This is a genomic window from Streptomyces sp. NPDC001714, assembly GCF_042892755.1.
In the GTDB taxonomy this organism is placed as follows: Bacteria; Actinomycetota; Actinomycetes; order Streptomycetales; family Streptomycetaceae; genus Streptomyces.
Genome location: NZ_JBIAUL010000014.1, coordinates 171442 through 193489 on the forward strand (window position 1 = coordinate 171442; position 22048 = coordinate 193489).

General features: G+C 73.8%; 17 protein-coding genes and 1 pseudogene. 14 read left to right on the top strand and 4 right to left on the bottom strand.

Annotation, left to right across the window (positions count from 1 at the left end; all coding sequences use genetic code 11):
• Window positions 1–31: 31 nt before the first annotated feature.
• The 6 genes and pseudogenes from ACFY0P_RS32795 to ACFY0P_RS32820 all read left to right on the top strand — a co-directional run.
• Window positions 32–314, top strand: a pseudogene (locus ACFY0P_RS32795) (3-oxoadipyl-CoA thiolase); the annotation flags it as partial.
• An 84-nt stretch (window positions 315–398) separates the two neighbouring features.
• Entirely contained in the window at window positions 399–1172 is a 774-nt protein-coding gene (gene pcaH, locus ACFY0P_RS32800; protein ID WP_388921248.1) for a protocatechuate 3,4-dioxygenase subunit beta, read from the top strand.
• Window positions 1173–1178: 6 nt separating this feature from the next.
• Entirely contained in the window at window positions 1179–1781 is a 603-nt protein-coding gene (gene pcaG / locus ACFY0P_RS32805) for a protocatechuate 3,4-dioxygenase subunit alpha (RefSeq protein ID WP_388921251.1), read from the top strand.
• A 5-nt stretch (window positions 1782–1786) separates the two neighbouring features.
• The gene (pcaB, locus tag ACFY0P_RS32810; RefSeq protein ID WP_388921649.1) at window positions 1787–3118 is read left to right on the top strand and encodes a 3-carboxy-cis,cis-muconate cycloisomerase; all 1332 of its coding nucleotides are present in this window, start codon (window positions 1787–1789) and stop codon (window positions 3116–3118) included.
• Window positions 3115–4233, top strand: coding sequence for a 3-oxoadipate enol-lactonase (pcaD, locus tag ACFY0P_RS32815; RefSeq protein ID WP_388921254.1), 1119 nt, complete (start codon window positions 3115–3117; stop codon window positions 4231–4233). The genes pcaB and pcaD overlap by 4 nt, the downstream gene beginning before the upstream one ends.
• Window positions 4234–4282: 49 nt before the next feature.
• Entirely contained in the window at window positions 4283–5074 is a 792-nt protein-coding gene (locus ACFY0P_RS32820; RefSeq protein WP_388921257.1) for an SDR family NAD(P)-dependent oxidoreductase, read from the top strand.
• Between the two features lie 94 nt (window positions 5075–5168).
• On the opposite strand, the gene ACFY0P_RS32825 is transcribed toward ACFY0P_RS32820, so the two are convergent.
• Entirely contained in the window at window positions 5169–7850 is a 2682-nt protein-coding gene (locus tag ACFY0P_RS32825) for an ATP-binding protein (protein WP_388921260.1), read from the bottom strand.
• A gap of 181 nt (window positions 7851–8031) precedes the next feature.
• Between ACFY0P_RS32825 and ACFY0P_RS32830 the strand changes: the two genes are divergently transcribed.
• From ACFY0P_RS32830 to ACFY0P_RS32840, 3 genes are all read left to right on the top strand, one after another.
• Window positions 8032–9312, top strand: coding sequence for an MFS transporter (locus ACFY0P_RS32830; RefSeq protein WP_388921263.1), 1281 nt, complete (start codon window positions 8032–8034; stop codon window positions 9310–9312).
• 16 nt (window positions 9313–9328) lie between these two features.
• On the top strand, window positions 9329–10471 hold the full coding sequence (locus ACFY0P_RS32835; RefSeq protein ID WP_388921652.1) for an anhydro-N-acetylmuramic acid kinase: 1143 nt from the start codon (window positions 9329–9331) through the stop codon (window positions 10469–10471).
• A gap of 164 nt (window positions 10472–10635) precedes the next feature.
• Window positions 10636–11721: a DUF2510 domain-containing protein gene (locus ACFY0P_RS32840; protein ID WP_388921267.1), complete on the top strand. Its 1086-nt coding sequence runs from the start codon at window positions 10636–10638 to the stop codon at window positions 11719–11721.
• A 153-nt stretch (window positions 11722–11874) separates the two neighbouring features.
• Here ACFY0P_RS32840 and ACFY0P_RS32845 read toward each other — a convergent pair whose 3' ends face one another.
• Window positions 11875–12489, bottom strand: coding sequence for a TetR/AcrR family transcriptional regulator C-terminal ligand-binding domain-containing protein (locus ACFY0P_RS32845; RefSeq protein ID WP_388921270.1), 615 nt, complete (start codon window positions 12487–12489; stop codon window positions 11875–11877).
• Window positions 12490–12718: 229 nt separating this feature from the next.
• On the opposite strand from ACFY0P_RS32845, the gene ACFY0P_RS32850 reads away from it, so the two are divergent.
• Both ACFY0P_RS32850 and ACFY0P_RS32855 read left to right on the top strand, forming a co-directional pair.
• Window positions 12719–13513 (top strand): phosphatase PAP2 family protein, encoded by a 795-nt coding sequence (locus ACFY0P_RS32850; RefSeq protein ID WP_388921273.1) that lies wholly within the window; start codon window positions 12719–12721, stop codon window positions 13511–13513.
• On the top strand, window positions 13510–14442 hold the full coding sequence (locus tag ACFY0P_RS32855) for a hypothetical protein (protein WP_388921276.1): 933 nt from the start codon (window positions 13510–13512) through the stop codon (window positions 14440–14442). Before ACFY0P_RS32850 ends, ACFY0P_RS32855 begins: the two co-directional genes overlap by 4 nt.
• 118 nt (window positions 14443–14560) lie before the next feature.
• Here the strand turns inward: ACFY0P_RS32855 and ACFY0P_RS32860 are convergent, their stop codons facing one another.
• Together ACFY0P_RS32860 and ACFY0P_RS32865 are read right to left on the bottom strand one after the other, a co-directional pair.
• Window positions 14561–16609, bottom strand: a complete 2049-nt coding sequence (locus tag ACFY0P_RS32860) for a phosphocholine-specific phospholipase C (protein WP_388921279.1) — start codon at window positions 16607–16609, stop codon at window positions 14561–14563.
• A 400-nt stretch (window positions 16610–17009) separates the two neighbouring features.
• Window positions 17010–17174, bottom strand: coding sequence for a hypothetical protein (locus tag ACFY0P_RS32865; protein ID WP_388921282.1), 165 nt, complete (start codon window positions 17172–17174; stop codon window positions 17010–17012).
• Between the two features lie 397 nt (window positions 17175–17571).
• On the opposite strand from ACFY0P_RS32865, the gene ACFY0P_RS32870 reads away from it, so the two are divergent.
• From ACFY0P_RS32870 to ACFY0P_RS32880, 3 genes are all read left to right on the top strand, one after another.
• Window positions 17572–20619 carry a BTAD domain-containing putative transcriptional regulator gene (locus ACFY0P_RS32870; protein ID WP_388921285.1) on the top strand — a complete coding sequence of 1016 codons (3048 nt, stop codon included), beginning with the start codon at window positions 17572–17574 and terminating at the stop codon, window positions 20617–20619.
• A gap of 157 nt (window positions 20620–20776) precedes the next feature.
• On the top strand, window positions 20777–21442 hold the full coding sequence (locus ACFY0P_RS32875; RefSeq protein WP_388921288.1) for a M15 family metallopeptidase: 666 nt from the start codon (window positions 20777–20779) through the stop codon (window positions 21440–21442).
• 116 nt (window positions 21443–21558) lie between these two features.
• Complete coding sequence (locus ACFY0P_RS32880; protein WP_388921655.1) at window positions 21559–22041, top strand: RNA polymerase sigma factor; 483 nt, start codon at window positions 21559–21561, stop codon at window positions 22039–22041.
• The last annotated feature ends 7 nt before the right edge of the window (window positions 22042–22048 follow it).

Sequence of the window (22048 nt, forward strand, 5' to 3'; positions counted from 1 at the left end):
ACGCGAAGCTCGCCGTCCTGGAGGGTCCGCTGTGAACACGGTGTACATCGTCGACGCCGTCCGCACGCCGATCGGCCGCTACAACGGCGGCCTGGCGGGCGTGCGCCCGGACGACCTGGCCGCCCACGCCGTCCGTGAACTGCTCGCCCGCACCCCGGACCTGGATCCGGCCCGGATCGAGGACGTCTACATCGGCAACGCCAACGGCGCCGGCCCGCGACGTCGGCCGGATGGCCGCCCTGCTCGCCGGCCTGCCCACGTCGGTGCCGGGCGTGAAGGGCTCGCGCTTGTTCTTGAGCGGTAGACCTGCCGTGCGCACCTGCGGGTTGCGTTGTGGCTGGTCGCGCAGTTCTACCCCCAGCGCCCCTGAAGGGGCGCTCACCACCTAGGACTCCCTTATGACACTCACCCAGGCCGACATCGACCTCGAAATCGCCGCCGAGCACGCCGCCTACGAGAAGGGCGTCGCGGAAGGCGCCCCCGTAGAGCACCACCCCCGGCGGGACTACGCCCCCTACCGGTCCTCTGTCCTCCGGCATCCGAAACAACCCCTGGTCGCCATCGACACGGCCAAGGACCCGGAGCTGGTGGAGCTGCACTCCCCCGCGTTCGGGGAGCGGGACATCACCGGGATAGACAATGACCTGACCCGGCAGCACAACGGTGAGCCCATCGGGGAGCGGATCACCGTCTCCGGGCGGCTCCTGGACCGGGACGGGCGGCCGGTGCGGGGCCAGCTGATCGAGATCTGGCAGGCCAACTCGGCGGGCCGCTACGCGCACCAGCGTGAGCAGCACGACGCCCCGCTGGACCCGAACTTCACGGGGGTCGGCCGTACGATCACCGACGCCGACGGCGGCTACCGCTTCACCACCATCCAGCCGGGCCCCTACCCCTGGCGCAACCACCTCAACGCGTGGCGCCCGGCCCACATCCACTTCTCGATGTTCGGTACGGCGTTCACGCAGCGGCTCGTGACGCAGATGTACTTCCCCAGCGACCCGCTGTTCCCGTACGACCCGATCATCCAGTCGGTGACGGACGACGCGGCCCGCCAGCGCCTGGTCGCGACCTACGACCACAGCCTGTCCGTGCCGGAGTTCTCGATGGGCTACCACTGGGACATCGTGCTGGACGGACCGCACGCCACCTGGCTCGAAGAAGGACGCTGACCTGCCATGACGAAGATCGACACGAGCAGCCCGGAGAACGTGCTGCCCACCCCGTCGCACACGGTCGGCCCGTTCTACGGCTACGCGCTGCCGTTCCGTGGCGGCGAGGACATCGCGCCCGTCGGGCACCCGGACACGATCACGGTCCACGGGTACGTCTTCGACGGCGCGGGCGCCCCGCTGCCCGACGCGCTCGTGGAGGTGTGGGGCGCCGACCCGGACGGGAACGTGTCCACGACCGACGGTTCGATCCGCCGCGACCCGGCGACCGGTGACTACCTCGGCCGCAACGGCGTGGAGTTCACCGGCTGGGGCCGGATCCAGACGGACACCAACGGCCACTGGTACGCGCGGACGCTGCGCCCCGGCGCCCGCGGCGACAGCGCCCCCTACCTCAGCGTGTGCGTGTTCGCGCGCGGGCTGCTGGTGCACCTCTTCACCCGGATCTACCTGCCGGGCGACGACGCGGCGCTCGCCGCCGACCCGCTGCTCACCCGGGTGGGCGAGCGACGCGGCACACTGATCGCCGCCGACGAGGGCCGGGGGACCTACCGTTTCGACATCCGCCTTCAGGGCGAGGGCGAGACGGTCTTCCTGGAGTTCCAGTGACAACAGTGGATCACAGCGGCGGTGACGCCGGGCTGCTCGGTCCGGGGTGGTCCGGTTCCGCCGCCGCGGCCGCGACGAGCGACGGCGCCTTTCTGCGGGCGCTGCTCGACGCGGAGGCGGCCCTCACCCGCGCCCTGGCCGTCCTGGGGCAGGCCCCGGCCGGGGCCGCGGCGGCCGTGACCGAGGCGGCCGACCCCGGCCGTTACGACGCCGGCGCCCTCGCGGAGCGCGCCCGCGGCGGCGGCAACCCGGTCATCCCGCTGGTCGCCGACCTGACGAAGGCGGTCGGCGCGGAGTACGGGCCGTACGTCCACCGGGGTGCGACCAGCCAGGACATCATGGACACGGCGACCATGCTGGTCGCCGCCCGCGCCCTGGACCTCGTGCTCGCCGACCTCGGCCGCACCGCACGGGCCCTGGCCCGGCTCGCCGCCGAGCACCGCGACACGCCGATGCCGGGCCGCACGCTCACCCAGCACGCCGTACCGACGACGTTCGGGCTGAAGGCGGCCGGCTGGCGTTCGCTGGTCCTAGACGCCCGGGACCGCGCGGCCCTGGTCCGGGAGTCGCTGCCCGCCCAACTGGGCGGCGCGGCAGGCACACTGGCCGCCTTCGGGGCGTACGGCGCGGCGCACCCCGAGGCGCTGCCGGCGGCGTACGCCCGTGAACTCGGTCTGACCGCCCCTCTGCTGCCCTGGCACACGCTGCGGACGCCGATCGCCGACCTGGCGGGATGTCTCGCCTTCACGGCCGGGTCGCTGGGGAAGATCGCCGCCGACGTGCTGACCCTTTCGCGTACCGAGATCGGCGAGATCTCCGAGGGCAGCGGCGGCGGTTCCTCGGCGATGCCGCACAAGGCCAACCCCGTGCGATCGACGCTGATCGCGGCGGCCGCCCGGCGGGCCCCGCAGCTCGCGGCCGTCCTGTTCGGCTCGATGGCCGCGGAGGACGAGCGGCCGGCCGGTGCCTGGCACGCGGAGTGGGAGCCGTTGCGGGATCTGCTCCGGACGGTGGGGGGTGCCGCGCGGGACGCGGCGGAAGTGGCCGAGGGGCTGCGGGTGCACCCGGAGGCGATGCGCCGGAACCTCGGCCTCACCAACGGGCTGATCGTCTCGGAACGGCTCTCCGCCGAGCTGGCCCCCGTGCTCGGCCGGGCCCGCGCCAAGGAACTGCTCACCGAACTGGCCCGCCGCACCCACAGCGAGCACCGGACGCTGCGCGAACTCCTCGCCGGGGAACCCGACCTGAAGGACGTCGATCTCGACAGCCTGACCGATCCCGCCCGCTACACCGGGTCCGCCGGTGTGCTCACCGACCGTGCTCTGGAGCGACGTTGACCGAGAACCTCCTCAACCACCGCGTCGAGGGCCCCGCTTCGGCTCCCCCGCTGCTCCTCGGGCCGTCGCTCGGCACCTCGTACGCCCTGTGGGACGCCGTGGCACCCGAACTGTCGATCGCACACCGGGTGGTGCGCTGGAACCTGCCGGGCCACGGCGGTTCGGCGCCCGACCTGATCAAGGCGGGGGCGACCGTGGGTGACCTCGCCGACCTGGTGCTCGCGCTCGCCGACTCGCTCGGCATCGGGCGGTTCGCGTACGCGGGGGTGTCCCTGGGCGGTGCCGTGGGGCTGCACCTGGCCGTCCACCACCCGGACCGGCTGGAGAACCTGGCGGTGATCTGCTCCTCGGCCCACTTCGGCGGGTCCAAGCCGTGGGAGGAGCGGGCCGAGCGGGTGCGCCGGGAGGGCGTGGAGTGGCTGGCGGAGAACGCCCCCAGCCGCTGGTTCACCCCCGGGTTCACCGTGCCGCGGCTGGTCGAGGACCAGCGGACGGCCGACCCGGAGGCGTACGCCGCCTGCTGCGACGCGCTGGCCGCCTTCGACCTGCGGGACCGGCTCGGCGAGATCGCCGTCCGCACCCTGCTGATCGCCGGCCGGCGGGATCCCGCGACTCCGCCGCCGCATCTGCGGGAGATCGCGGACGCGGTGGCCGCGTCCACGCTGGTCGAGCTGCCGGGCGCCGCGCATCTGGCGCCCGCGCAGTGCCCCGAGGCCGTCCTGACCGCGCTCCGCGCCCATCTGGACGGGGGTGCCAGGCGCGGGATGGCGGTACGCCGCGAGGTGCTCGGCGACGCGCACGTGGACCGTGCCCAGAACCGGCAGACTCCTTTCACGGCCCGCTTCCAGGACTTCATCTCGCGCTACGCGTGGGGCGAGATCTGGACCGACCCCACGCTCTCCCGCCGCGAACGCAGCATGATCACCCTCACCGCGCTGGTCGCCCACGGCCATCACGACGAGCTGGCCATGCATGTGCGGGCGGCCCGGCGCAACGGGCTCACGCCGGAGGAGATCGGCGCGGTGCTGCTGCAGACCGCCGTGTACTGCGGGGTCCCCGCGGCGAACTCGGCGTTCGCGACGGCCCAGCGGGTGCTGGCGGAAGAAGAAGGGTGACCCTGCCGGGGACAGGCACAGAAGGGGGCGCTGTGCCTACGGTGGGGGCATGTCGACCATCCTGATCACGGGTGCCACCTCCGGGCTCGGCCGATACGTCGCCTTCGAACTGGTCCGCTCGGGACATGTCGTCCTCGCGCACGGCCGCGACCCCGGCCGTACCGAGCGGCTGGTGGAGGAGCTGCGCACCGAGGGCGACGCCGAGGCGTTCGTCGCGGACCTGGCCTCGCTGGCGCAGGTCCGCGAGCTGGGCGCGCACGTCGCCGAGGCGCATCCCGACCTGGACGTACTGATCAACAACGCGGGCGTCGGCGCCGGTACGCCCGGCTCGGTCCGCGAGCTGAGCGCGGACGGCCACGAACTGCGCCTGGCCGTCAACTACCTGGCCCCGGTGGCCCTCACCCGAGCCCTTCTCCCCGTGCTGCGCGCGAACACCCCGGCCCGCATCGTCAACGTCGGCTCGGCCGGCCAGGAGCCCCTGGACTTCGACGACCCCGAATTCACCCGCCGCTACCAGGGCTTCGCCGCGTACTGCAGGGCCAAGTTCGCGCTGGCGGCCCACACCTTCACCCTGGCGGAGGAGCTGGCGGGCACAGGCGTCGCGGTGAACGTCCTGCACCCCGCGACCTTCATGGACACGGCGATGGTGCGAGAGGGCGGAGTGGCGCCCTGGAGCACGGTGGCGGACGGGGCGCCGGGCGTACTGGCCCTGGCGACACGGGACATGGGGACGGGCGGCTACTTCGACGGCACCCGCCCGGCAAGGGCACACGAAGCGACGTACGCCCAAGAGGTACAGAAACGCCTCTCAGCGGTGACTGATCAACTCCTGGCGCTTTAGCGGCCCCGTAAGGGGCGCTGGGGGTACCCCCAGCCTTCGGCTGGGGGAGGAACACCCGATCAACCCCGACGCCCCCACACCCGCAACGCACCGGTCAACGCAGCCCCCTCCCGGTATCCAGCACCTCCCGAGCCTGCGCAACCAACCCGTCGGCCCCACAGGACCGGGCCAACGCCAGCCCCCTGTTGAGCTCGGCCACCGACCGCGCGGCGATCCCGTACTCCACCCGAGCCGCCGCATGCTCGTACTGGCAGGGCGACGCTTCCAGGTAGGCAACGGCCTGCGAGGCCAGCCGCACCTGGCGCTGCCCGGTCTCCAGCGCGGCGGCGCACCTCAGCGCCTCGCCGATCGCCGTGTCGGTGCCGAACCGCTCGGCCTGCCGCCGTGCGTCGCCGGCCAGCTGGGCCGCCCGCGCCGGGTCCTCGCTCGCGAGGGCCCGGGCGAGGTCGAGCGCCCAGGGCACGACCACCGGGTTGAAGTGGCCGCGCGCGGCGGCCGCCTTCTCCGCCGCCTCCAGTTCGTTCACGGCCTCGTCCGTGCGGCCGACGGCGAGCAGCAGCCGGCCGCGCACCGACCGCGGGTCCGGCATGACGATGGTGGAGGGGTACGGCGGTGCGAAGCCGTACTGTTCGGCGGTCTCCCAGGCCTGCTGGACATGGCCGCGGGCGAGCAGCGTGTCGACGAGGTTGCAGGTGGCGGTCCAGTACAGCGGCAGCCGGCGGCCGACCCGCTCGGCGATCCGCAGGGACTCCCGCAGGGAGATCTCGGCGTCCCGCAGCCGGCCGCGCCTGCGGTGGCCGAGGCCGACGTAGGCATGGGCGAGGGCGAGGTGGCCGCCGCTCCAGCCGGAGGTCTCGTAGGCGCGCAGGGCCTCGTTGTACAGGCTCTCCGCGCGGTCGAGGCGGTCGGTGTAGACGTAGGAGTTGGCGAGCATCAGCAGGAGTTCGATGCCCCACTCGCTGTCCGTCCAGCCGAGGCCGGGCGCGAGCCGCCCGTTGACGAGGGCGCGGTCGCACAGCTCGACGACCTCCTCGGCACTCTCGCCCTGGATCAGCAGGTCGAAGCCGCGCAGCATCAGCAGGGCACGCTCGGAGTTGTCGCGGCCGGTACAGGTGGCGGCGAGTGCGGCGAGCCGCTCGGAGCGGTGCGGGGAGACGGCCTCGCCGGCGATGCCCTCCCACATGAACTGGACGGCCTGGAGCCGGAGTCGGGCGGGTCCCTCCTCGTGCCGGGCGGCCTCCGCCTCGACCGTGCGGACGGCTTCCTCCAGCTGGTCGTTGTGGAGGAGGGCCTGGGAGAGCCGGAAGACGGCGTCGACGCGTTCGGGACCGGCGAGGCCGGGCATGCCGAGCGCGCTCTGCAGGTGGCCGATGGTGACGGCGGGCTTGGTGAGGAGGGTCGCGCAACCCAGCTCGTAGAGCACGCGCGCGTGGACCTCGGGGAGGGGCGGTTCCCGGAGGGCGCGTTCGAGGCAGCGGCGGGCCGCGTCCGGGGCGCCGACGGCGAGGTGTTCCTTGGCCGCGTCCCGCAGCTGTTCGACGAGTTCCTCGTCGTCGTCCGGGTGCACCTTCAGCAGATGGCGGGAGGCCTCGGCGATGCCGCGGCCGTCGTCCAGGACGATCTGGGCGGCGATGCCGTGCATGGCGGTGCACATCGCGGGCGGGATGGAGTTGTAGACGGCGGTGGCGATCAGCGGGTGGACGAACTCCAGGTCACCGGTGTGGGTCCGGGAGCCGGCCGGGTCGGGCGCGGTGAGGATACGGGCGGTGCGCAGGAGTTCGGCGCAGCGCTCGGCGTCGTCCAGGGCCATGCTGGCGAGCTGGGCGACGAGATCGACGGTGATGCCGGTACCGAGGATGGCGGCGGCCCAGGCGAACCGGGTGGCGTCGACGCCGAGGCCTTCGAGGCGGGTGACGAGTCCGCCGCCCCTGGCCGACCGGTTGAGGGCGCGCAGTTCGCCTGCCCGGGCCTCGACGGGTTCGACCTCGCTGTCCTGGACCTTGGCGAGGAGTTCGACGGTCTCGTAGGGGTTGCCCCCGGTGACGGCCCAGACCTCGCGGCAGAACGGGGCGTCGGCGTGCTCGCCGAGGGTGGCGCGGGTGAGGCCGGCCGTGGCGTCCGGGGTGAGGGCGCTGATGGTGCGGACGGGGCGGCCGGCCGCGGCGGCCACGGCGTCGAGGTAGCGGGCGCTGTCGCCGTTGACCTCGCCGGGGCGGCGCGCCACCAGGACCAGGACGGACAGGTCGTCGAGGCGCTCGACGAAGGCGGCGAGCCAGGCCAGGGTCTCCTGGTCGGCCCAGTGCGCGTCGTCGATCAGCAGGACCAGCGGCCAGTCGCGTTTGGCGAGCCGGCGGACGGCGGCGACCAGGCCGTCGCAGACGCCCTGCGGATCGGCCTGGCGGTCTCCGGGGTCCGTGATGCCGAGGGCGGGGCCGGCGATCTCGTACCAGTCGCCGAAGTACTCCCGGGCCTCCTCGGGCAGCAGGGAGACCAGGGCGGGCTGGAGCAGCTGCCGTACCACGTGGAAGGGCACGCTGCGCAGGGTCTCGACGCCGCGGGTGGACCAGACGGTGCAGCCCCGGCGTTCGGCGAGGCGCCGGGTCTCGGCCAGCAGCGCGGTCTTGCCGAGCCCGGCCTCGCCGCGCAGCACCAGCAGGTTCCCGGAGGTGGAGCGGTCGGCGCACAGGACGTCGAGCGCCTCGGTGACGGCGGCGATCTCCTCCTCGCGTTCCCAGAGGGGAGCCGAGGCGCCTCCTGGGGACTGCTCCTCCGTCATTCCGCTACCTCCCCAAGTCGCCCGAACGACGTACAGACCACGAGCGTAGCCGTCCTGTTGGCTGTCCGGAGGCGGGTCCGGGCAGCTGTTGCCGTGACGGGTGAAGGTGGGTGTGCCCGGGCGACGCGGGGCGGCCCCGACCTGGCGCTGTGCACCGAACGGACCGTCAACGGGCAGGAACATGAGGCTGACTTTCGAAGATCGGGCAGTACGGGAGCGGAACCGGCCCCTTCGGGCGCTGGCGGCGGGCTCGGTCGGGAACTTCATCGAGTGGTACGAGTTCGGTGTCTACGGCTATGTCGCGACCGTCGTCGCGGAGCGGTTCTTCACCCCGGCGGGCGGGAGCGCGGCCGAGGGGCTGGTGCGCACCTACGCCTCGTTCGGGCTGGCGTTCTTCTTCCGTCCGCTGGGCGCGGCCCTGTTCGGCCGGCTGGCGGACCGGCTCGGCCGGCGGCCGGTGCTGATCCTGGTGGTGACGCTGATGACCGGCGCGACGGCGCTGATCGGCGTGCTCCCGACGTATGCGCAGGCCGGTGCGCTCGCGCCCTGGCTGCTGACCTTTCTGAGGGTGGTCCAGGGCCTGTCGGCGGGCGGGGAGTTCGGGGGTGCGGTGGCGATGCTGACCGAGTTCGCGCCGTCGGGGCGGCGGGGGCTGTACGGGGCGTGGCAGTCGTTCACCGTGGCGTTGGGGCTGCTCGGCGGGGCGGGTGCGGCGGTGGGGCTGTCCGGGTTGCTGACGGCCGATCAGTTCGGGTCCTGGGGGTGGCGGTTGCCGTTCCTGCTGGCGTTGCCGCTGGGTGCGCTCGCGCTGTGGCTGCGGATCGGGCTGGACGAGACCCCGGAGTTCCGGGAGCCGGCCGCGGGCGCCGTGCCCGCCGTGCGCGTGCCGGTCCGGGCGATCGCCTGGGCCGCCGCCCGGGTGATGGGCTGGTCGGCGGCCGGGTACACCTTCCTGGTGGTGCTGCCGTCGTACCTCCAGGCCGCGCTGCACACCGGCTTCCGCGAGGCGCTGCTGGCGACCCTGGTGGCGAACCTGGGGTTCGCGGCGGCGATCCTGCCGGCGGGACTGCTCAGCGACCGGGTGGGGCGGCGGCCGGTGATGCTTGCGGGCGCCGGGCTCGTGGTGCTGCTGGCGCTGCCGCTGCTCCATCTCCTCCAGGACCCGGGGACCCCGGCCGCCGTGCAGGGCGCGGCCCTGTGCGGTGCGGGCGCGGTGGTGGGGCTGATGGCCGGGCCGGGACCCGCGCTGCTGGCCGAGATGTTCCCGGCGCGGGCCCGCTGCACGGGCCTCGGACTCGCCTACGCCCTGTCCAATGCCGTGTTCTCGGGCTGTGCGGGCCTCATCATCACGGAGGCGGTGCACCGCACCGGGAACCTCGACGTTCCCGGCTACTACGCGGCGGCGGCCTGCGCGGTCAGCGTGCTCGCGCTGCTCGGGTCGCCGAGGACGAAGGCGGGTTGAGAGGCAGGTGGGGACGGTGCTGGTGATCGGCCTGATGTCCGGGACGTCGTACGACGCGGTGGACGCGGCGGCGGCCGAGCTGCGGCTGCTGGACGGCACGCTGCTGCTGAAGCCGCTGGGAATGGTGAGCACCCCCTACGACGAGGAGCTGCGGGAGGCGCTCGCGGGGGCCCTGCCACCGGCCGCCGTGCCGCTGGCGCGGGTGTGTCTGCTGGACACCCGGATCGGGCAGGCGTTCGCGGCGGCCGCGGTCCGGGCCAACCGTGAACTGTGCGGCGGGCGGGCGGGGTTGGTGGCCTCGCACGGGCAGACGGTCTACCACTGGGTGGACGGCGGCCGGGTGCACGGCACGCTCCAGCTCGGGCAGCCGGCCTGGATCGCGGAGGCGACGGGGCTGCCGGTGGTCGCCGACTTCCGGCCGCGGGACGTGGCCGCCGGGGGCCAGGGCGCGCCGCTGGTCAGCCTGGTCGACCTGCTGTGGCTGCGCGGACGGCCGGGGACACCGGTGGCGCTGAACCTCGGCGGGATCGCCAACCTCACCGCACCCGACGGCACGGCCTTCGACACCGGGCCCGGGTGCGCGCTGCTGGACGCGGCGGTCCGGGAGTTCACCGGCGGCCGGCTGACGTACGACGTGGACGGGGCACTGGCGGCGCGCGGCCGACCGCACGGACCGCTGCTCGAAGAGCTGCTGACGGAGCCTTACTACGCGCTGCCCGCGCCGAAGACGACCGGCAAGGAGCTGTTCCACGCCGGGTACTGGCGGGCGCCCGCCGGAATCCGTGCCGAGGACGCGCTGGCGACCCTCAGCCAGCTGACCGCCCGGACGGTGGCGGACGCGGTGCGGGGCGTGGCGGCGACGGAGGTGGTCGCTTCGGGCGGCGGAACCCGCAACCCGGTGCTGATGCGGATGCTGCGCGGCCTGCTCCCGGAGATCCCGGTGCGCGTCTCCGACGAGCTCGGTCTGCCCGCGGCGGCGAAGGAGGCGTACGCGTTCGCGGTCCTCGGATTCCTCACGGCACACGGCCTCGCGGGCACGGCCCCGACCGCCACCGGGGCCCGCCACCCGAGCATCCTGGGCTCACTGACCCCGGGTCGGAACGGACTGCGCCTGCCGCCTCCGGCGCCGGGGCCGCCGGTGCGGCTGCGGATCGAATGAGCCGTGCGGGCTCACCCGGCTCACCGCGTCCGGCCGTCCGGACGCGCCGGATCACCTCGTCCGAGCCGTGCCGGCTCAGGCATCCCACGCGTGCCGGACCGCCTCCTCCGAACATCGCCGGATCCTCTCATCCGACTTTCACCGATGCCTCATACGGTAGGAGCATGACGCAGGTGACTCCCCCCGGGTGGTATCCCGATCCCGGGCAGACAAGTGACGGTCCGGCCACCGAACGCTGGTGGGACGGCAAGGCCTGGACGGAGCAGACCCGGCCCGCCGGGTCGGCCGCGGACTGGGGTCCCCCGCCGCAGCCGCCGGCCGACGGGTCCGAGCCGGCCGCGGGGGCCTTCCCCGCGTACCCGGCCGAGGGGCCCTACCCCGCCTACCCGGGGTACCCGGCGCAGCCGCCGGCCCCCGCCAAGCGCGGGCTGCGTACCGGCATCGCCGTCGGCGTCGCCGTGGCGGTCCTCGCCGCGATCGGGGTGGCCGCGTGGGCGCTCACCGGCGACGGCAGTGGCGACCAGCAGGCCTCCCAGCAGGGCTCGGGCGGCCAGGGCGGGTTCGGCCAGGGCGGCCCCGAGGGACAGAACGGCGGTCAGGGCGGCGGGCAGAACGGCGGCCAGGGCTTCCCGTTCGGCGGGTCGGGCGGCGGCTCGGGTTCCGGTGGCAGCGACGGGGGCGCGTCGCCGTCGCCGGGCCAGTCCGAGGCGCCGAAGGTCAAGGGCGGCGGCACGGTGTCGGACTCGATCAACGCCATCAGCCTCCCGGTGCCGGACGGCTGGACCGGGCAGGCGATCAACTACGGCGCCAACGTCAGCTCCGACGACTCCTACAAGTGCCCGGGCGACACCTCGCAGACCTGCACCGCCGGCGGTGCCTACTCGGCGCCCGCGGTGGTGCTGGGCACCAAGGGGGACACGGCCGAGGAGGTCGCCAAGGCGGACATCTCGGCCAACGCCACGGAGTCGTACGGCGGCAAGACCTACGGCTCGATCACCTCGCACCAGGTGCTCGCCTCCAAGGCGATCACCGTGGCCGGCCAGAAGGGGTACCTGGTCCGCTGGAAGGCGATCACCAGCAAGGGCGCCGACGGCTACGTCGAGTCGCTGGCCTTCCCGTCGCCCGCGAACGCCCAGCAGATCGTGGTGGTGCGATTCGGCGTCGACGTCGGCCAGAAGGAGTCGATCATCGACACCATCACCAGCGGCATCAAGGTGTCCTCGGGCGGCGGCAGCGGTTCGAACGTCTGACCCTCCGGGTCCCGGAACAGCAGTCGGCCGGGTGGAGCGCCCCTCCGCTCAAAGGGGCACCCCACCCGGCCGGGGGGTGCGCGCCGCCCCCGTCCCCACGGTGCGGCGCGAGCAGGTCGCCGTCCAGTCATCCCGTGGACGGCGGCCTGGGTCTCAGGTCAGTCCGAGTGCGGGCAGCGCGACGGCCTCCACGAAGCGGACGAGATAGTCGGCGTCGGCGTACTCGCCGGTGAGCACGGGCCGCACCCGCAGCACGCCGAACATCATGGCGGGCACGTAGTCCAGCGCGGGATGCCCGTCGGGCACCTCGCCGCGCTCGACACCGCGGCGCAGGATCTCCTGGAGCGCGGCGATCTCGGGTTCGACGAGCGCCTCGCGCAGCGCCGTCGCCAGTTCCGCGTCCGAGTGGACCGCGTGGCCCAGCGCCGAGAGCAGCTTGGTGTCCTTGCGGGACCAGTCGCCCGCGGCCCGTGCGACCTCGCGCAGGTCCTGGGCGAGTGACCCGGTGTCGACGCCGGCGAAGCGCACCTCGCGGTTGGCCCGCAGCGCGGCCGCGACGAACTGCGGCTTCGTCTTCCACTGCCGGTAGAGCGTGGACTTGCTGCACCGGGTGCTGGCGGCGACCCCCTCCATGGAGACGGAGTCGTAGCCGCACTCGCGGATCTGCTCGAGCACGGCGTCGAAGAACTCCCGCTCACGCTCCGGCGTGATCTTGGAGCGGCGCGAGGCGGCGACCATGTCCGGTCCGTCCGCGGCCTGCGACGTCATGTGCCCTGCTCCTCACTCGTTCATCACGTGCGGATCACTTCCGCCCCGCCCGCCGTTCGGCCGACGCGGAAACCTACAACCAGTGTGGCCTACGTCTATCGATACGCCACTGTACCGGTACTCGACCGTATCGGTACAGTGGCGTATCGGTACGCTTTCGTATCGAAGAGTCCGGGCCACCGTCCGGGACTCGCACAGCACCACCGTCCGTCAGTGAGGGGGGCCTGGGATGAGATCCCAGTCCGAGCCTGCTTCAGCGGAGCCGGGCGCAATAGCCCGGCCGCCGCTCGTCCGTGAGTTCCTGCTCGTCGCAGGGCTCTTCCTCGTCTACAAATTCGGGCGGCAGCTGGCCACCGGCCATACCGCCGAGGCCCTGCACAACGCCCACCGGATCTGGGACCTGGAACGGACGCTGCACCTGCCCTCGGAGGTCGACGTGCAGTCCGCACTGCTGCACGGCGACACCCTCGTCCACCTGGCCAACACCTACTACGCCACGGTTCATTTCCCGGCCACGCTGGCCTTTCTGGTCTGGCTCTACCTGAAGCGCCCCGCGCACTACGTCTGGGCCCGCCGGGTCCTCGCCCTGGTGACCGCGGCCGCCCTGGTGCTGCCGTTCACCTTCCCGCTGGCCCCGCCCCGCATGCTGGCCGCGACCGGCCTGATCGACACCGCCCGGATCTACGGTCCCTCCGTCTACGGCCCGCCGAGCAGCGACCACCTCTCCAACCAGTTCGCGGCGATGCCCTCGCTGCACTTCGGCTGGGCCCTGATGGTCGCCATCGGCCTGATCGTCGCCACCCGCTCCCGCTGGCGCTGGCTGTGGCTGCTGCACCCCGCGATCACCCTGCTCGTGATCGTCGGCACCGCCAACCACTACTGGCTGGACGCGGTCGTCGCCACCGCGATGCTCGGCGCCGCCCTCGCCCTCATCCACCCGCCGCACCGCACGGCCACCACGGCCGGGCGTGGCACCCGGCACCTCGTCGCCGAGGAGCCCGCACTGGTGGGGGCGGGCCGATGAGCGCCGCGGCCCTGATCGCCGTCGTCCTCTCCCTGGTCTCGGCCGTCGCCTACGCGGCCGCCGCCGTCGCCCAGGAGCGCCTCGCCTCGAAAACCGCCGGCGCGGGCCTGCTGCGGCTGCTCGGCTCCGGTGCCTGGTGGGCGTCGGTGGGCCTGAACGCCGGCGCCGCACTGCTGCACGTCGTCGCCCTGAAGTACGGCCCGCTCACCCTCGTACAGCCGCTGGGCGCCCTGACCCTCGTCGCCGCCGTGCCGATGGGCGCCCGGGTGGCCGGCCGCCGGGTCACCGCCACCGAGTGGCGGGGCACCGCCCTGACCCTGCTCGGCCTCGGCGCGCTCCTGATCACGGCCTCCGGCCCCGCCCCCCACCAGGTGCTGAGCCTCACCGAGGCCCTCGCGGTGGCCGGTACGACGGCCGCCCTGATCGGTGCCCTGTCCCGCCCCGGCGCCCGCCCGGGCCTCCGCCACGCGACCGCGTCCGGCTTCGCCTCGGGCGTCGCCTCGGCCCTCACCCAGACGGTGACGGTGGCGGCGACCGACCGCTCGGGCCCGGCCCTGAGCGTCGAGGTGATCGTGGTCGCCCTGCTGGTCGCCGCGTTCGCGGTGGGCGGCCTGCTGCTCTCCCAGACGGCCTACCGCGGCGGCCTCGGCGCCCCGCTCGCGGTCGTCACCCTGTCCAACCCGGTGGCCGCGGCGGTCATCGGCCTGACCCTGCTGGGCCAGGGCCTCCAGTACGGAGTCTGGGGCATCCTCCTCGCCCTGACCGGCGCAGGCCTGGCCTCCTGGGGTGTCGTCCTGCTCACCCGGGTGACACCGCCCACGCCGGTCGTCGAGCTGGACGAGGAACACCCCGTGGCAGCAGTCCTGGCCCTGGACCCGACCCTGCTCCCCCACCAGCCGACGGAACCGAAAAAACTGACGGCCCTGTAGCGCACCCCGAAGGGGCGCGGGGCTGTATCGGATGTGCGGCTGCCGCCGCGTGGGCGCGACCAGCCACGAACCACCCGCAGCCGCCCCACAACAGTCCCCCGCGCCCCTTGGGCGCCACTCACACCGTGATGATCGCCGGGTCGCTGACCCCGGGCTCCCCGTTCTCCACGTGCCCGGCGAACCGCCGCACATAGCTCGCGTCCGCCTCCGAGGTGACCGTCAGGTCGTACCACCGCTCGCTGTGGTTGAGGTGCACGATGTGCGTCACGACCGCTCCGGCGCGCACCGTGAACGTGCGGCCCCGGCCGCCGTACCCGTCGGCCACCGCCAGCTTCACCGTGCCGCTGCCCTTGTTGGTGAAGGTCAGCTCGATGTCGTCGCCGTGCGGCCGGGCGGTGACCTCGGGTCCCGCCACCTTTCCGGGGCCCTGGAAGGCGCGCAGGAAGCCGTTCGGGCCGTGCACGGTCAGGTCGTACGAGCCGCCCGAGTACACCGTGTTCCAGGTGTCGGAGACGGACTTGCCGGCCTCGGTGGTGTAGCTCCAGGGACCGTCGGCGCGGTTGTTGGAGGTGACCAGGAAGGCGGCACCGGCCTGCGCGCCCGACGCGAAGGCGAGCGTGAACTTCCCGGCCGCCGCGTCCAGCGCACCGTCCACCAGCGGGGCGTACCTGAGCGGCCGGGTGGGGCGCGAGCCGCGCTCCTGCTTCGGCAGCGCCGGGTTGGCCGGCGGGGTGGGCACGTAGTCGGGGTGGCGGTTGCCGTCCGGCGGCCGGTAACCGTCCGTGGACGGCAGCGCGACCGGCTTGGTGTCCTTGCGGGAGAAGTCGAACGCCGCGGTCAGGTCGCCGGTGACGGCGCGCCGCCAGGGCGAGATGTTGGGCTCGTGGACGCCGAACCGGGCCTCCATGAAGCGGATGATCGAGGTGTGGTCGAGCGTCTCGGAGCAGACGAAACCGCCCTTGCTCCACGGGGAGACGACCAGCATCGGGACCCGCTGGCCGAGGCCGTAGGCGCCGGCGGGGTGGCTCGCGTTGCCCGCGAAGAGGTCCAGCGCCGGATCGACCGTGGACTTGCCCTGCGCCGCGGAGGACGGCGGGAACGGGGGGATCAGGTGGTCGAAGAAGCCGTCGTTCTCGTCGTACGTGATGAACACGGCCGTCTTCGCCCACACCTTCGGGTCGGCGGTGAGCGCGTCGAGGACCTGGGAGACGTACCAGGCGCCGTAGTTGGCGGGCCAGTTGGGGTGCTCGGTGAAGGCCTCGGGGGCGACGACCCAGGAGATCTGCGGCAGCTTGCCCGCCTTGACGTCGGCCTTCAGCTGGTCGAAGAAGCCCTCGCCCTTGGTCGCGTCGGTGCCGGTGCGGGCCTTGTCGTACAGCGGGTCGCCGGGCTGGGCGTTCTGGTACTGCTTGAAGTAGAGCAGCGAGTTGTCGCCGTAGTTGCCGCGGTAGGCGTCCTGGATCCAGCCCCAGCCACCGGCCGCGTCCAGGCCGTCGCCGACGTCCTGGTAGATCTTCCAGGAGACGCCGGCCTTCTCGAGGCGCTCCGGGTACGTCGTCCAGCTGTAGCCGGCCTCGTCGTTGCCGAGGACCGGGCCGCCGCCCTGGCCGTCGTTGCCCGTGTACCCCGTCCACATGTAGTAGCGGTTCGGGTCGGTCGAGCCCATGAACGAGCAGTGGTAGGCGTCGCAGATCGTGAAGGCGTCGGCGAGCGCGTAGTGGAACGGTATGTCGTCGCGGTTCAGGTACGCCATGGTCGTGGTGCCCTTGGCCGGCACCCACTTGTCGTACTTGCCGGCGTCGACGGCGGTGTGCGTGTCGTTCCAGCCGTGCGGGAGGTCCTGGATGAAGGCGAGGCCCAGGTCGTCGGCGTCCGGGTGGAAGGGAAGGATGTCCTTCGTGCCGTTCGACTGCTTCCACACGGACTTGTTGTTCTGGGTGACCGGACGGGGGTCACCGAAGCCGCGGACGCCGCTGAGGGTGCCGAAGTAGTGGTCGAACGACCGGTTCTCCTGCATCAGGACGACGATGTGCTCGACGTCCTCGATCGACCCGGTGCGGTGGTTCGCGGGCAGCGCCGCGGCACGCTGGATGCTGCTGGACAGCGCGGTGAACGCCGTGGTAGCGCCTGCGAGTTGGAGGAATCGGCGCCGGTTGACTTCGGGCATGGGTGAGCGACCTCTCATCCTGACGCACGGGTTGGCCGGAACAGGGCGGATTGTGCGCGGGTGCGAGTGTTCCAAGGGCATCGAACGTCAGGGAAGGGTCTGGTGGCGCGGATGTGAAACTCGGCGGTACGTGAGGTAGGTAATCGGTAAGCGAGCGGTTTGGGCGCTCACGGCCGAGGGGCGACCGTGACCGGCGGGGCCTGGACCGTGGGTTGCGCAGCCGGGCTCGGTCCTCCTTCGCCGTGATCCGGCTGCCGTATCCGTAGGTACGGGCCCAGCGCACGTCGTCCTGGACACGTAGCCGAGCGGCCTGCTCTCGGCCGGGCTCAGCGGGCGGTCCGTCCGGTAGCGGAAGCCGTGGCGGGCCATGCACCCTGCGAGCAGACGGCTGTTCGGCGTCCTAGACCCGCAGGTCCTCCGCGTAGGTGAGGTCGCGGACCCGGTGCGCGGCGGCAGGGGCCGAGCCGTCGCCGGACGCCCGGGAGCAGCCGGTGAGGGCGAGCGCGGCCACGGCGGCGACGGCGCTCGGCCGCGCGGTCCTTCGGCGGAAGGCGGTGCGCTTCATCGGGCGAGTGCCTGGGCGTACGGCGAACGGCTCGGTGCTTACGGGCCGTTGACGCCGCCGGCAGGGCGTTCGTATGACATGCGGCCGCGGAGGATTTCCGGCGCCACGGATTTCGCGGCGGATCCGGGTACGCGGTCATACGGGGGCCGGCCGCGAACCGTCTCCCGCACAGGGGCCGCTATGGCCACCCACAGAAACCAGCCAACTGCGACAGGAGGGAGAACGGCTCCCGCAGCGCCGACGGGCCCCGTCCCCGTTCGGCATACCGGGCGTCGTGGCGGTTCCGTCCGGCCGGTGGGACGGAACGGTTCCGGACACGACGGCCCGGTTGTCGGCCTGCCCCGACGGAGGCCGCCGATATCGTTGTCGGCATTCGCTGGGCGGCGATCGGGGACCGATGTTCGAAGTACGTCTGCTCGGCCCGGTCGAGGTCTGGGAGGGGAGCAGGCGGGCCCCGCTCGGTGGCTCCCGGCCGCTGGCCGTCCTCGCCGCTCTCGTCGTCCACCTGGGCGAGGTGATCTCCACCGAGCGTCTGGTGGACTTCGTCTGGGACGAGGAGGCGCCGGCCACCGCGGCCGCCCTGGTCGCCACCCATGTCTCCGCCGTACGCCGGGCCCTGGCCAGGGTCGGCACGGCCGAGGTGATCCGCACCCGTCCCCCGGGCTATGTCGCCGACCTCGCCCCGGAGCGGGTCGACGCCCGCCGCTTCGAGGAACTCCTCGCGGCCGGGCGGTCCCTGGGGCGCACGGAGGAGGCCGCGGACGTCCTCGCCGAGGCGCTGGGCCTGTGGCGGGGCCGGGAGGCGCTGGAGGGGCTCGGCCAGTCGTTCGCCCGCATCGAGGCGGCCCGGCTCGCGGAGCTGCGGCTGGTGGCCCAGGAGGAGTCCTTCGGGCTGGCCCTGGACCTGGACCGCGCGGACGGCGCCATCGCGCCGCTGCTCGCCCATGTGGCCGCGCATCCGCTGCGGGAGCGGCCGCGCGGCCAGCTGATGACCGCCCTGTTCCGCACCGGCCGGGTCTCCGACGCCCTGCGCGTCTACCAGGAGGGCCGGTCGGTGCTCCGCGACGAACTGGGCATCGACCCGGGACCGGAGCTGCGGGCGGTGCACCAGGCCGTCCTCACGCATGACGCCGGCGTGCTGGGGTCCGGGCGGGCCACCCGGCCGGTGCCCGCTCCCAGAAGCGGGCGGCCCCGCCCCGCGCCCGCCCATCTCCCGCCCGACATCGCGGACTTCGTGGGCCGGGCGGAGCAGGTCAAGTGGGCGACGGAGCTGGTGCGCGGCGTCGGCGACCCCGGCCGGACCGCACCGCCGATCGGGGTGATCTCCGGGCGCTCCGGCATCGGCAAGACCGCCCTCGCCGTGCATGTCGGCCACCGCACCGCCGACCTCTTCCCGGACGGCCGTCTCTTCGTGGACCTGCGGGCCGCCGACACCACCCCGCTGGAACCCGCCGACGCACTGGCCCGGCTGCTGCGGGCGATGGGCGTCGACCCCGAGACGCTGCCCTCCGGCGTCGAGGAGCTGACCGGCCTGTACCGCACCCACATCGGGCATCGGCGGACCCTGATCGTCCTGGACAACGCGGCCGGTGAGGCGCATCTGCGGCCGCTGCTCCCGCCGGGCCCCGGTGCCGCGGTGCTGATCACCAGCCGCCGCCGGCTGGTGGCGCTGGAGGGCGCCGCCCATCTGGACCTCGCCGTCCCGGACGAGGCCGAGGCCCTCGACCTGCTCCGCCGGGTGGCCGGTGCGGGGCGGACCTGGGCGGAGCCGGAGCAGGCCGCCGAGATCGTCGCGCTGTGCGGGCGGCTGCCGCTCGCGGTGCGGATCGCCGGTGCCCGCCTGGCCGCCCGCCCGCACTGGGCACCCGGCCGGCTCGTCGGCCGGCTGCGCGACGAGCGCCGCCGCCTCAACGAACTCAGCGCCGGGGACCTGGAGTTGCGTGCCAGCCTGGAGCTGGGCTACTCGGATCTCGACCCGCAGGAACGCCGGGCCCTGCGCCGCCTCGCCCTGCTGGACCTGCCCGACTTCGCGGCGTGGATCGCCGCTCCCCTGCTCGACATAGCGACGGAGGAGGCCGAGGAGGCCGTCGAGCGGCTGGTGGACTGCCACTTCATCGACGTGGTCGGCGTGGACGGCACCGGCCTCGCCCGCTACCGCATCCACGACCTCGCCCGCGAACACGCCCGCGAGCGCTGTCTCGTCGAGGAGAGCGCCGAGGACCGCACGGCCGCGGTGCTGCGGCTGGCGGCGAGCTGGCTGGACCTCGCCCGGAAGGCCGCCGCCCGGGGCCCCGGCGGCGCGACCCGCCACTTCCCCGAACCGGCCGCCGTCCGCCCGCTCGGCCCGCAGATCGAGGAGGCGGTCCTCGCCCGGCCCGCGGCCTGGTTCGCCGCCGAGCAGGCCGGGCTGCTGGCCGCCGTGACCCACTGCGCCGACCACGGCATGGCCCGCACCGCCCGTGATCTCGCCGGGGCGCTGATCGCGAGCTCCGCCGCGCTGTACAACCAGTTCGACGCCTGGTCCCGTGCGCACACGGCGGCCATGGCGGCGGTGCGGCGCGGCGGGGACGTGGAGGGCGAGGCCTGGCTCCTCGCCGGGCTCGGCCAGCTCCGTTACGAGCAGGACCGGTTCGAGGACTCCTACGCCTATTTCGCGGACGCGTTGCGGCTGTTCGGGGAGCGGCTGCCGGACGGGGCCGCCGTGGCGCTCGCCGGAATGGGCACCGCCCGCCGCGAACAGGCCCGCTACGCCGAGGCGTTGGAGCTGCTGGAGGCCGCACTGGAGCGGTACGGCGACACGGGCGACGCCGGTGCCCGGGCGGGCGTGCTGTACGGCATCGGCTACGTGCATCGCGAACAGGGACGCGGCCCGCAGGCCCGGGCGGCGCTGTCCGGGGCCCTCGCGCTGTACCGGACCGCGGCCGACCTGCACGGCGAGGGGCTCACCCTGCGCTCGCTGGCCCTGTGCGACCGGGCCGAGGGCCGGTACGCGGAAGCCGAACGGCTCTTCCTCGACGCGCTGCGGATCTTCACCGGCCTGCACGACACCTTCGGCGTGATGTACACCGAACAGGCGCTGGCCAAGGTGGAGTTGCGCACCGGCCGGCCGGCGGAGGCGGGGCGGCGGCTGATGCGCTGCCTGACCGTGGCCCGGGAGCGCCAGGACCGGTTCGGCGAGGCGCTGGTGCTGCGCACGCTCGGGGAGCTGCGGCTGGCGGCCGGGGACACCGACGCGGCCCGGGAGCCGCTGGAGCTGGCGGCGGCCCTCTGGGCGGAGTTGGGGCTGCCGCTGTGGCGGGCCCGCACGGTGTGGGACCTGGCCGCGGTGTGGTCCGCCGACGGCGAGGCGGAACGGGCGCGGGCGGCGCGGGCGGAGGCGCTGGAGGTGTTCCGGTCGGTGGGCGCACGGGAGGCGTGGGAGCGGGCGGGGGACGCGACGCCGTAGCCGGGTCCCGGCCGCGCGGGCGCGTGGCCGCGGCCCCCCGCCTCGGCCGCGCGGGGCGGGGGCGCGGGGGCGCCAAATCTGCGCTGCAGAAGGCCTGGTGACGCGCTTGCAGGGAAGCTGCAGAGCAATTGCAGAGGGCCCGGGCACGCTGTTCTGCGTGACGGACATCATCACGCTCTCCGACTCCCGGGTCGCCGAGGTCACCGAGCAGGAGTGCGGTGAACCGCTGGTCGACCTGCGGGAGACACCCGACCTGCGGATCGACCTCCGCCAGGCCGACGCCGACGGCAGCTTCGCGCACCTGCGCCTCGGGGCGCTGCGCCGGCTGCTCCGAGCGCAGTCGCTGCTGCCCGGCGGGATCCGGTTCCTGGTGGTCGAGGGGTACCGGCCGCCCGACCTGCAGCGCCGCTACTTCGAGCAGTACGCGGCAGCCCTGCGCGCGGCCCACCCCGACGCCGCTCCGCACCGGATCCGCGAGCTGGCCAGCGCCTACATCTCCCCGCCGGAGGTGGCCCCGCACGTGAGCGGCGGGGCGGTGGACCTGACCCTGTGCGCCGCCGACGGCACCGAGCTCCCGATGGGCACGGAGGTCAACGCCACCCCGGAGGAGAGCGCGGGCGCCTGCCGCACCGGGGCACCGAACGTCGGCGCCGAGGCGCGCGCCAACCGGGCGCTGATGGACCGGGCGCTGACCGCGGCCGGCTTCGTCAACTACCCCACGGAGTGGTGGCACTGGTCCTACGGCGACCGGTACTGGGCCCTGCTGAGCGGGGCACCGGCCGCCCGCTACGGGCCCGCCGCCGCACCCGTCCGGCCCGCTTGACCGACGGACCGGACACCTCTCTCACCACCGACGACCACCGGGGGACGACCATGGAAGGCCACGGCGGCACGTGTACGCAGGACCCGCGCGACGGTGCGGACGACGTCCTCGAGTTCATGAGCCCTGGAGAGTTCGACGCCACCTTCACCGCCGAGATGCCCAGACTGCGCAGACGGCTGCTCGCCCTGACCGGCAATCCGCACGACGCCGACGACCTCCTTCAGGAGACGTATCTGCGGCTCTCCCGGCGGGCCCGCGCCCGGAACCTGACGCCCCAGCAGCATCCGTACGCCTACGCCTGCACGGTCGCGCTGAACCTGCTGCGCGACTCCTGGCTGCATCCCTCCCGCCGGGAGCGCACCACCGACCGGCTGCCCGAGGCCGGCTGGGACGGCGGACTCGGCACGTACGAGGCCTCGGCCACCGCCCTCGCGCTGCTGAGCGTGCTCTCGCCGAAGGAGGCGGCCGCGGTGATCCTCGTCGACCTGGAGGGGCTCACCCACGACACGGCCGCGGAACGGCTCGGCGCCCATCGCGGCACCGTCCAGCGCAACCGGATGCGGGCGCTGGCGAAGATGCGCGCGGCGCTGGCCGGCTGAACTCCGG

Coding starts and splice junctions, on each gene's coding strand:
- ACFY0P_RS32825 (WP_388921260.1), bottom strand. CDS start 7,850: ATGACGGAGGAGCAGTCCCCAGGAGGCGCCTCGGCTCCCCTCTGGGAA.
- ACFY0P_RS32860 (WP_388921279.1), bottom strand. CDS start 16,609: ATGCCCGAAGTCAACCGGCGCCGATTCCTCCAACTCGCAGGCGCTACC.
- pcaH (WP_388921248.1), top strand. CDS start 399: ATGACACTCACCCAGGCCGACATCGACCTCGAAATCGCCGCCGAGCAC.
- ACFY0P_RS32880 (WP_388921655.1), top strand. CDS start 21,559: ATGAGCCCTGGAGAGTTCGACGCCACCTTCACCGCCGAGATGCCCAGA.
- ACFY0P_RS32830 (WP_388921263.1), top strand. CDS start 8,032: ATGAGGCTGACTTTCGAAGATCGGGCAGTACGGGAGCGGAACCGGCCC.
- ACFY0P_RS32845 (WP_388921270.1), bottom strand. CDS start 12,489: ATGACGTCGCAGGCCGCGGACGGACCGGACATGGTCGCCGCCTCGCGC.
- ACFY0P_RS32865 (WP_388921282.1), bottom strand. CDS start 17,174: ATGAAGCGCACCGCCTTCCGCCGAAGGACCGCGCGGCCGAGCGCCGTC.
- pcaG (WP_388921251.1), top strand. CDS start 1,179: ATGACGAAGATCGACACGAGCAGCCCGGAGAACGTGCTGCCCACCCCG.
- ACFY0P_RS32820 (WP_388921257.1), top strand. CDS start 4,283: ATGTCGACCATCCTGATCACGGGTGCCACCTCCGGGCTCGGCCGATAC.
- ACFY0P_RS32870 (WP_388921285.1), top strand. CDS start 17,572: ATGTTCGAAGTACGTCTGCTCGGCCCGGTCGAGGTCTGGGAGGGGAGC.
- ACFY0P_RS32840 (WP_388921267.1), top strand. CDS start 10,636: ATGACGCAGGTGACTCCCCCCGGGTGGTATCCCGATCCCGGGCAGACA.
- ACFY0P_RS32855 (WP_388921276.1), top strand. CDS start 13,510: ATGAGCGCCGCGGCCCTGATCGCCGTCGTCCTCTCCCTGGTCTCGGCC.
- ACFY0P_RS32850 (WP_388921273.1), top strand. CDS start 12,719: ATGAGATCCCAGTCCGAGCCTGCTTCAGCGGAGCCGGGCGCAATAGCC.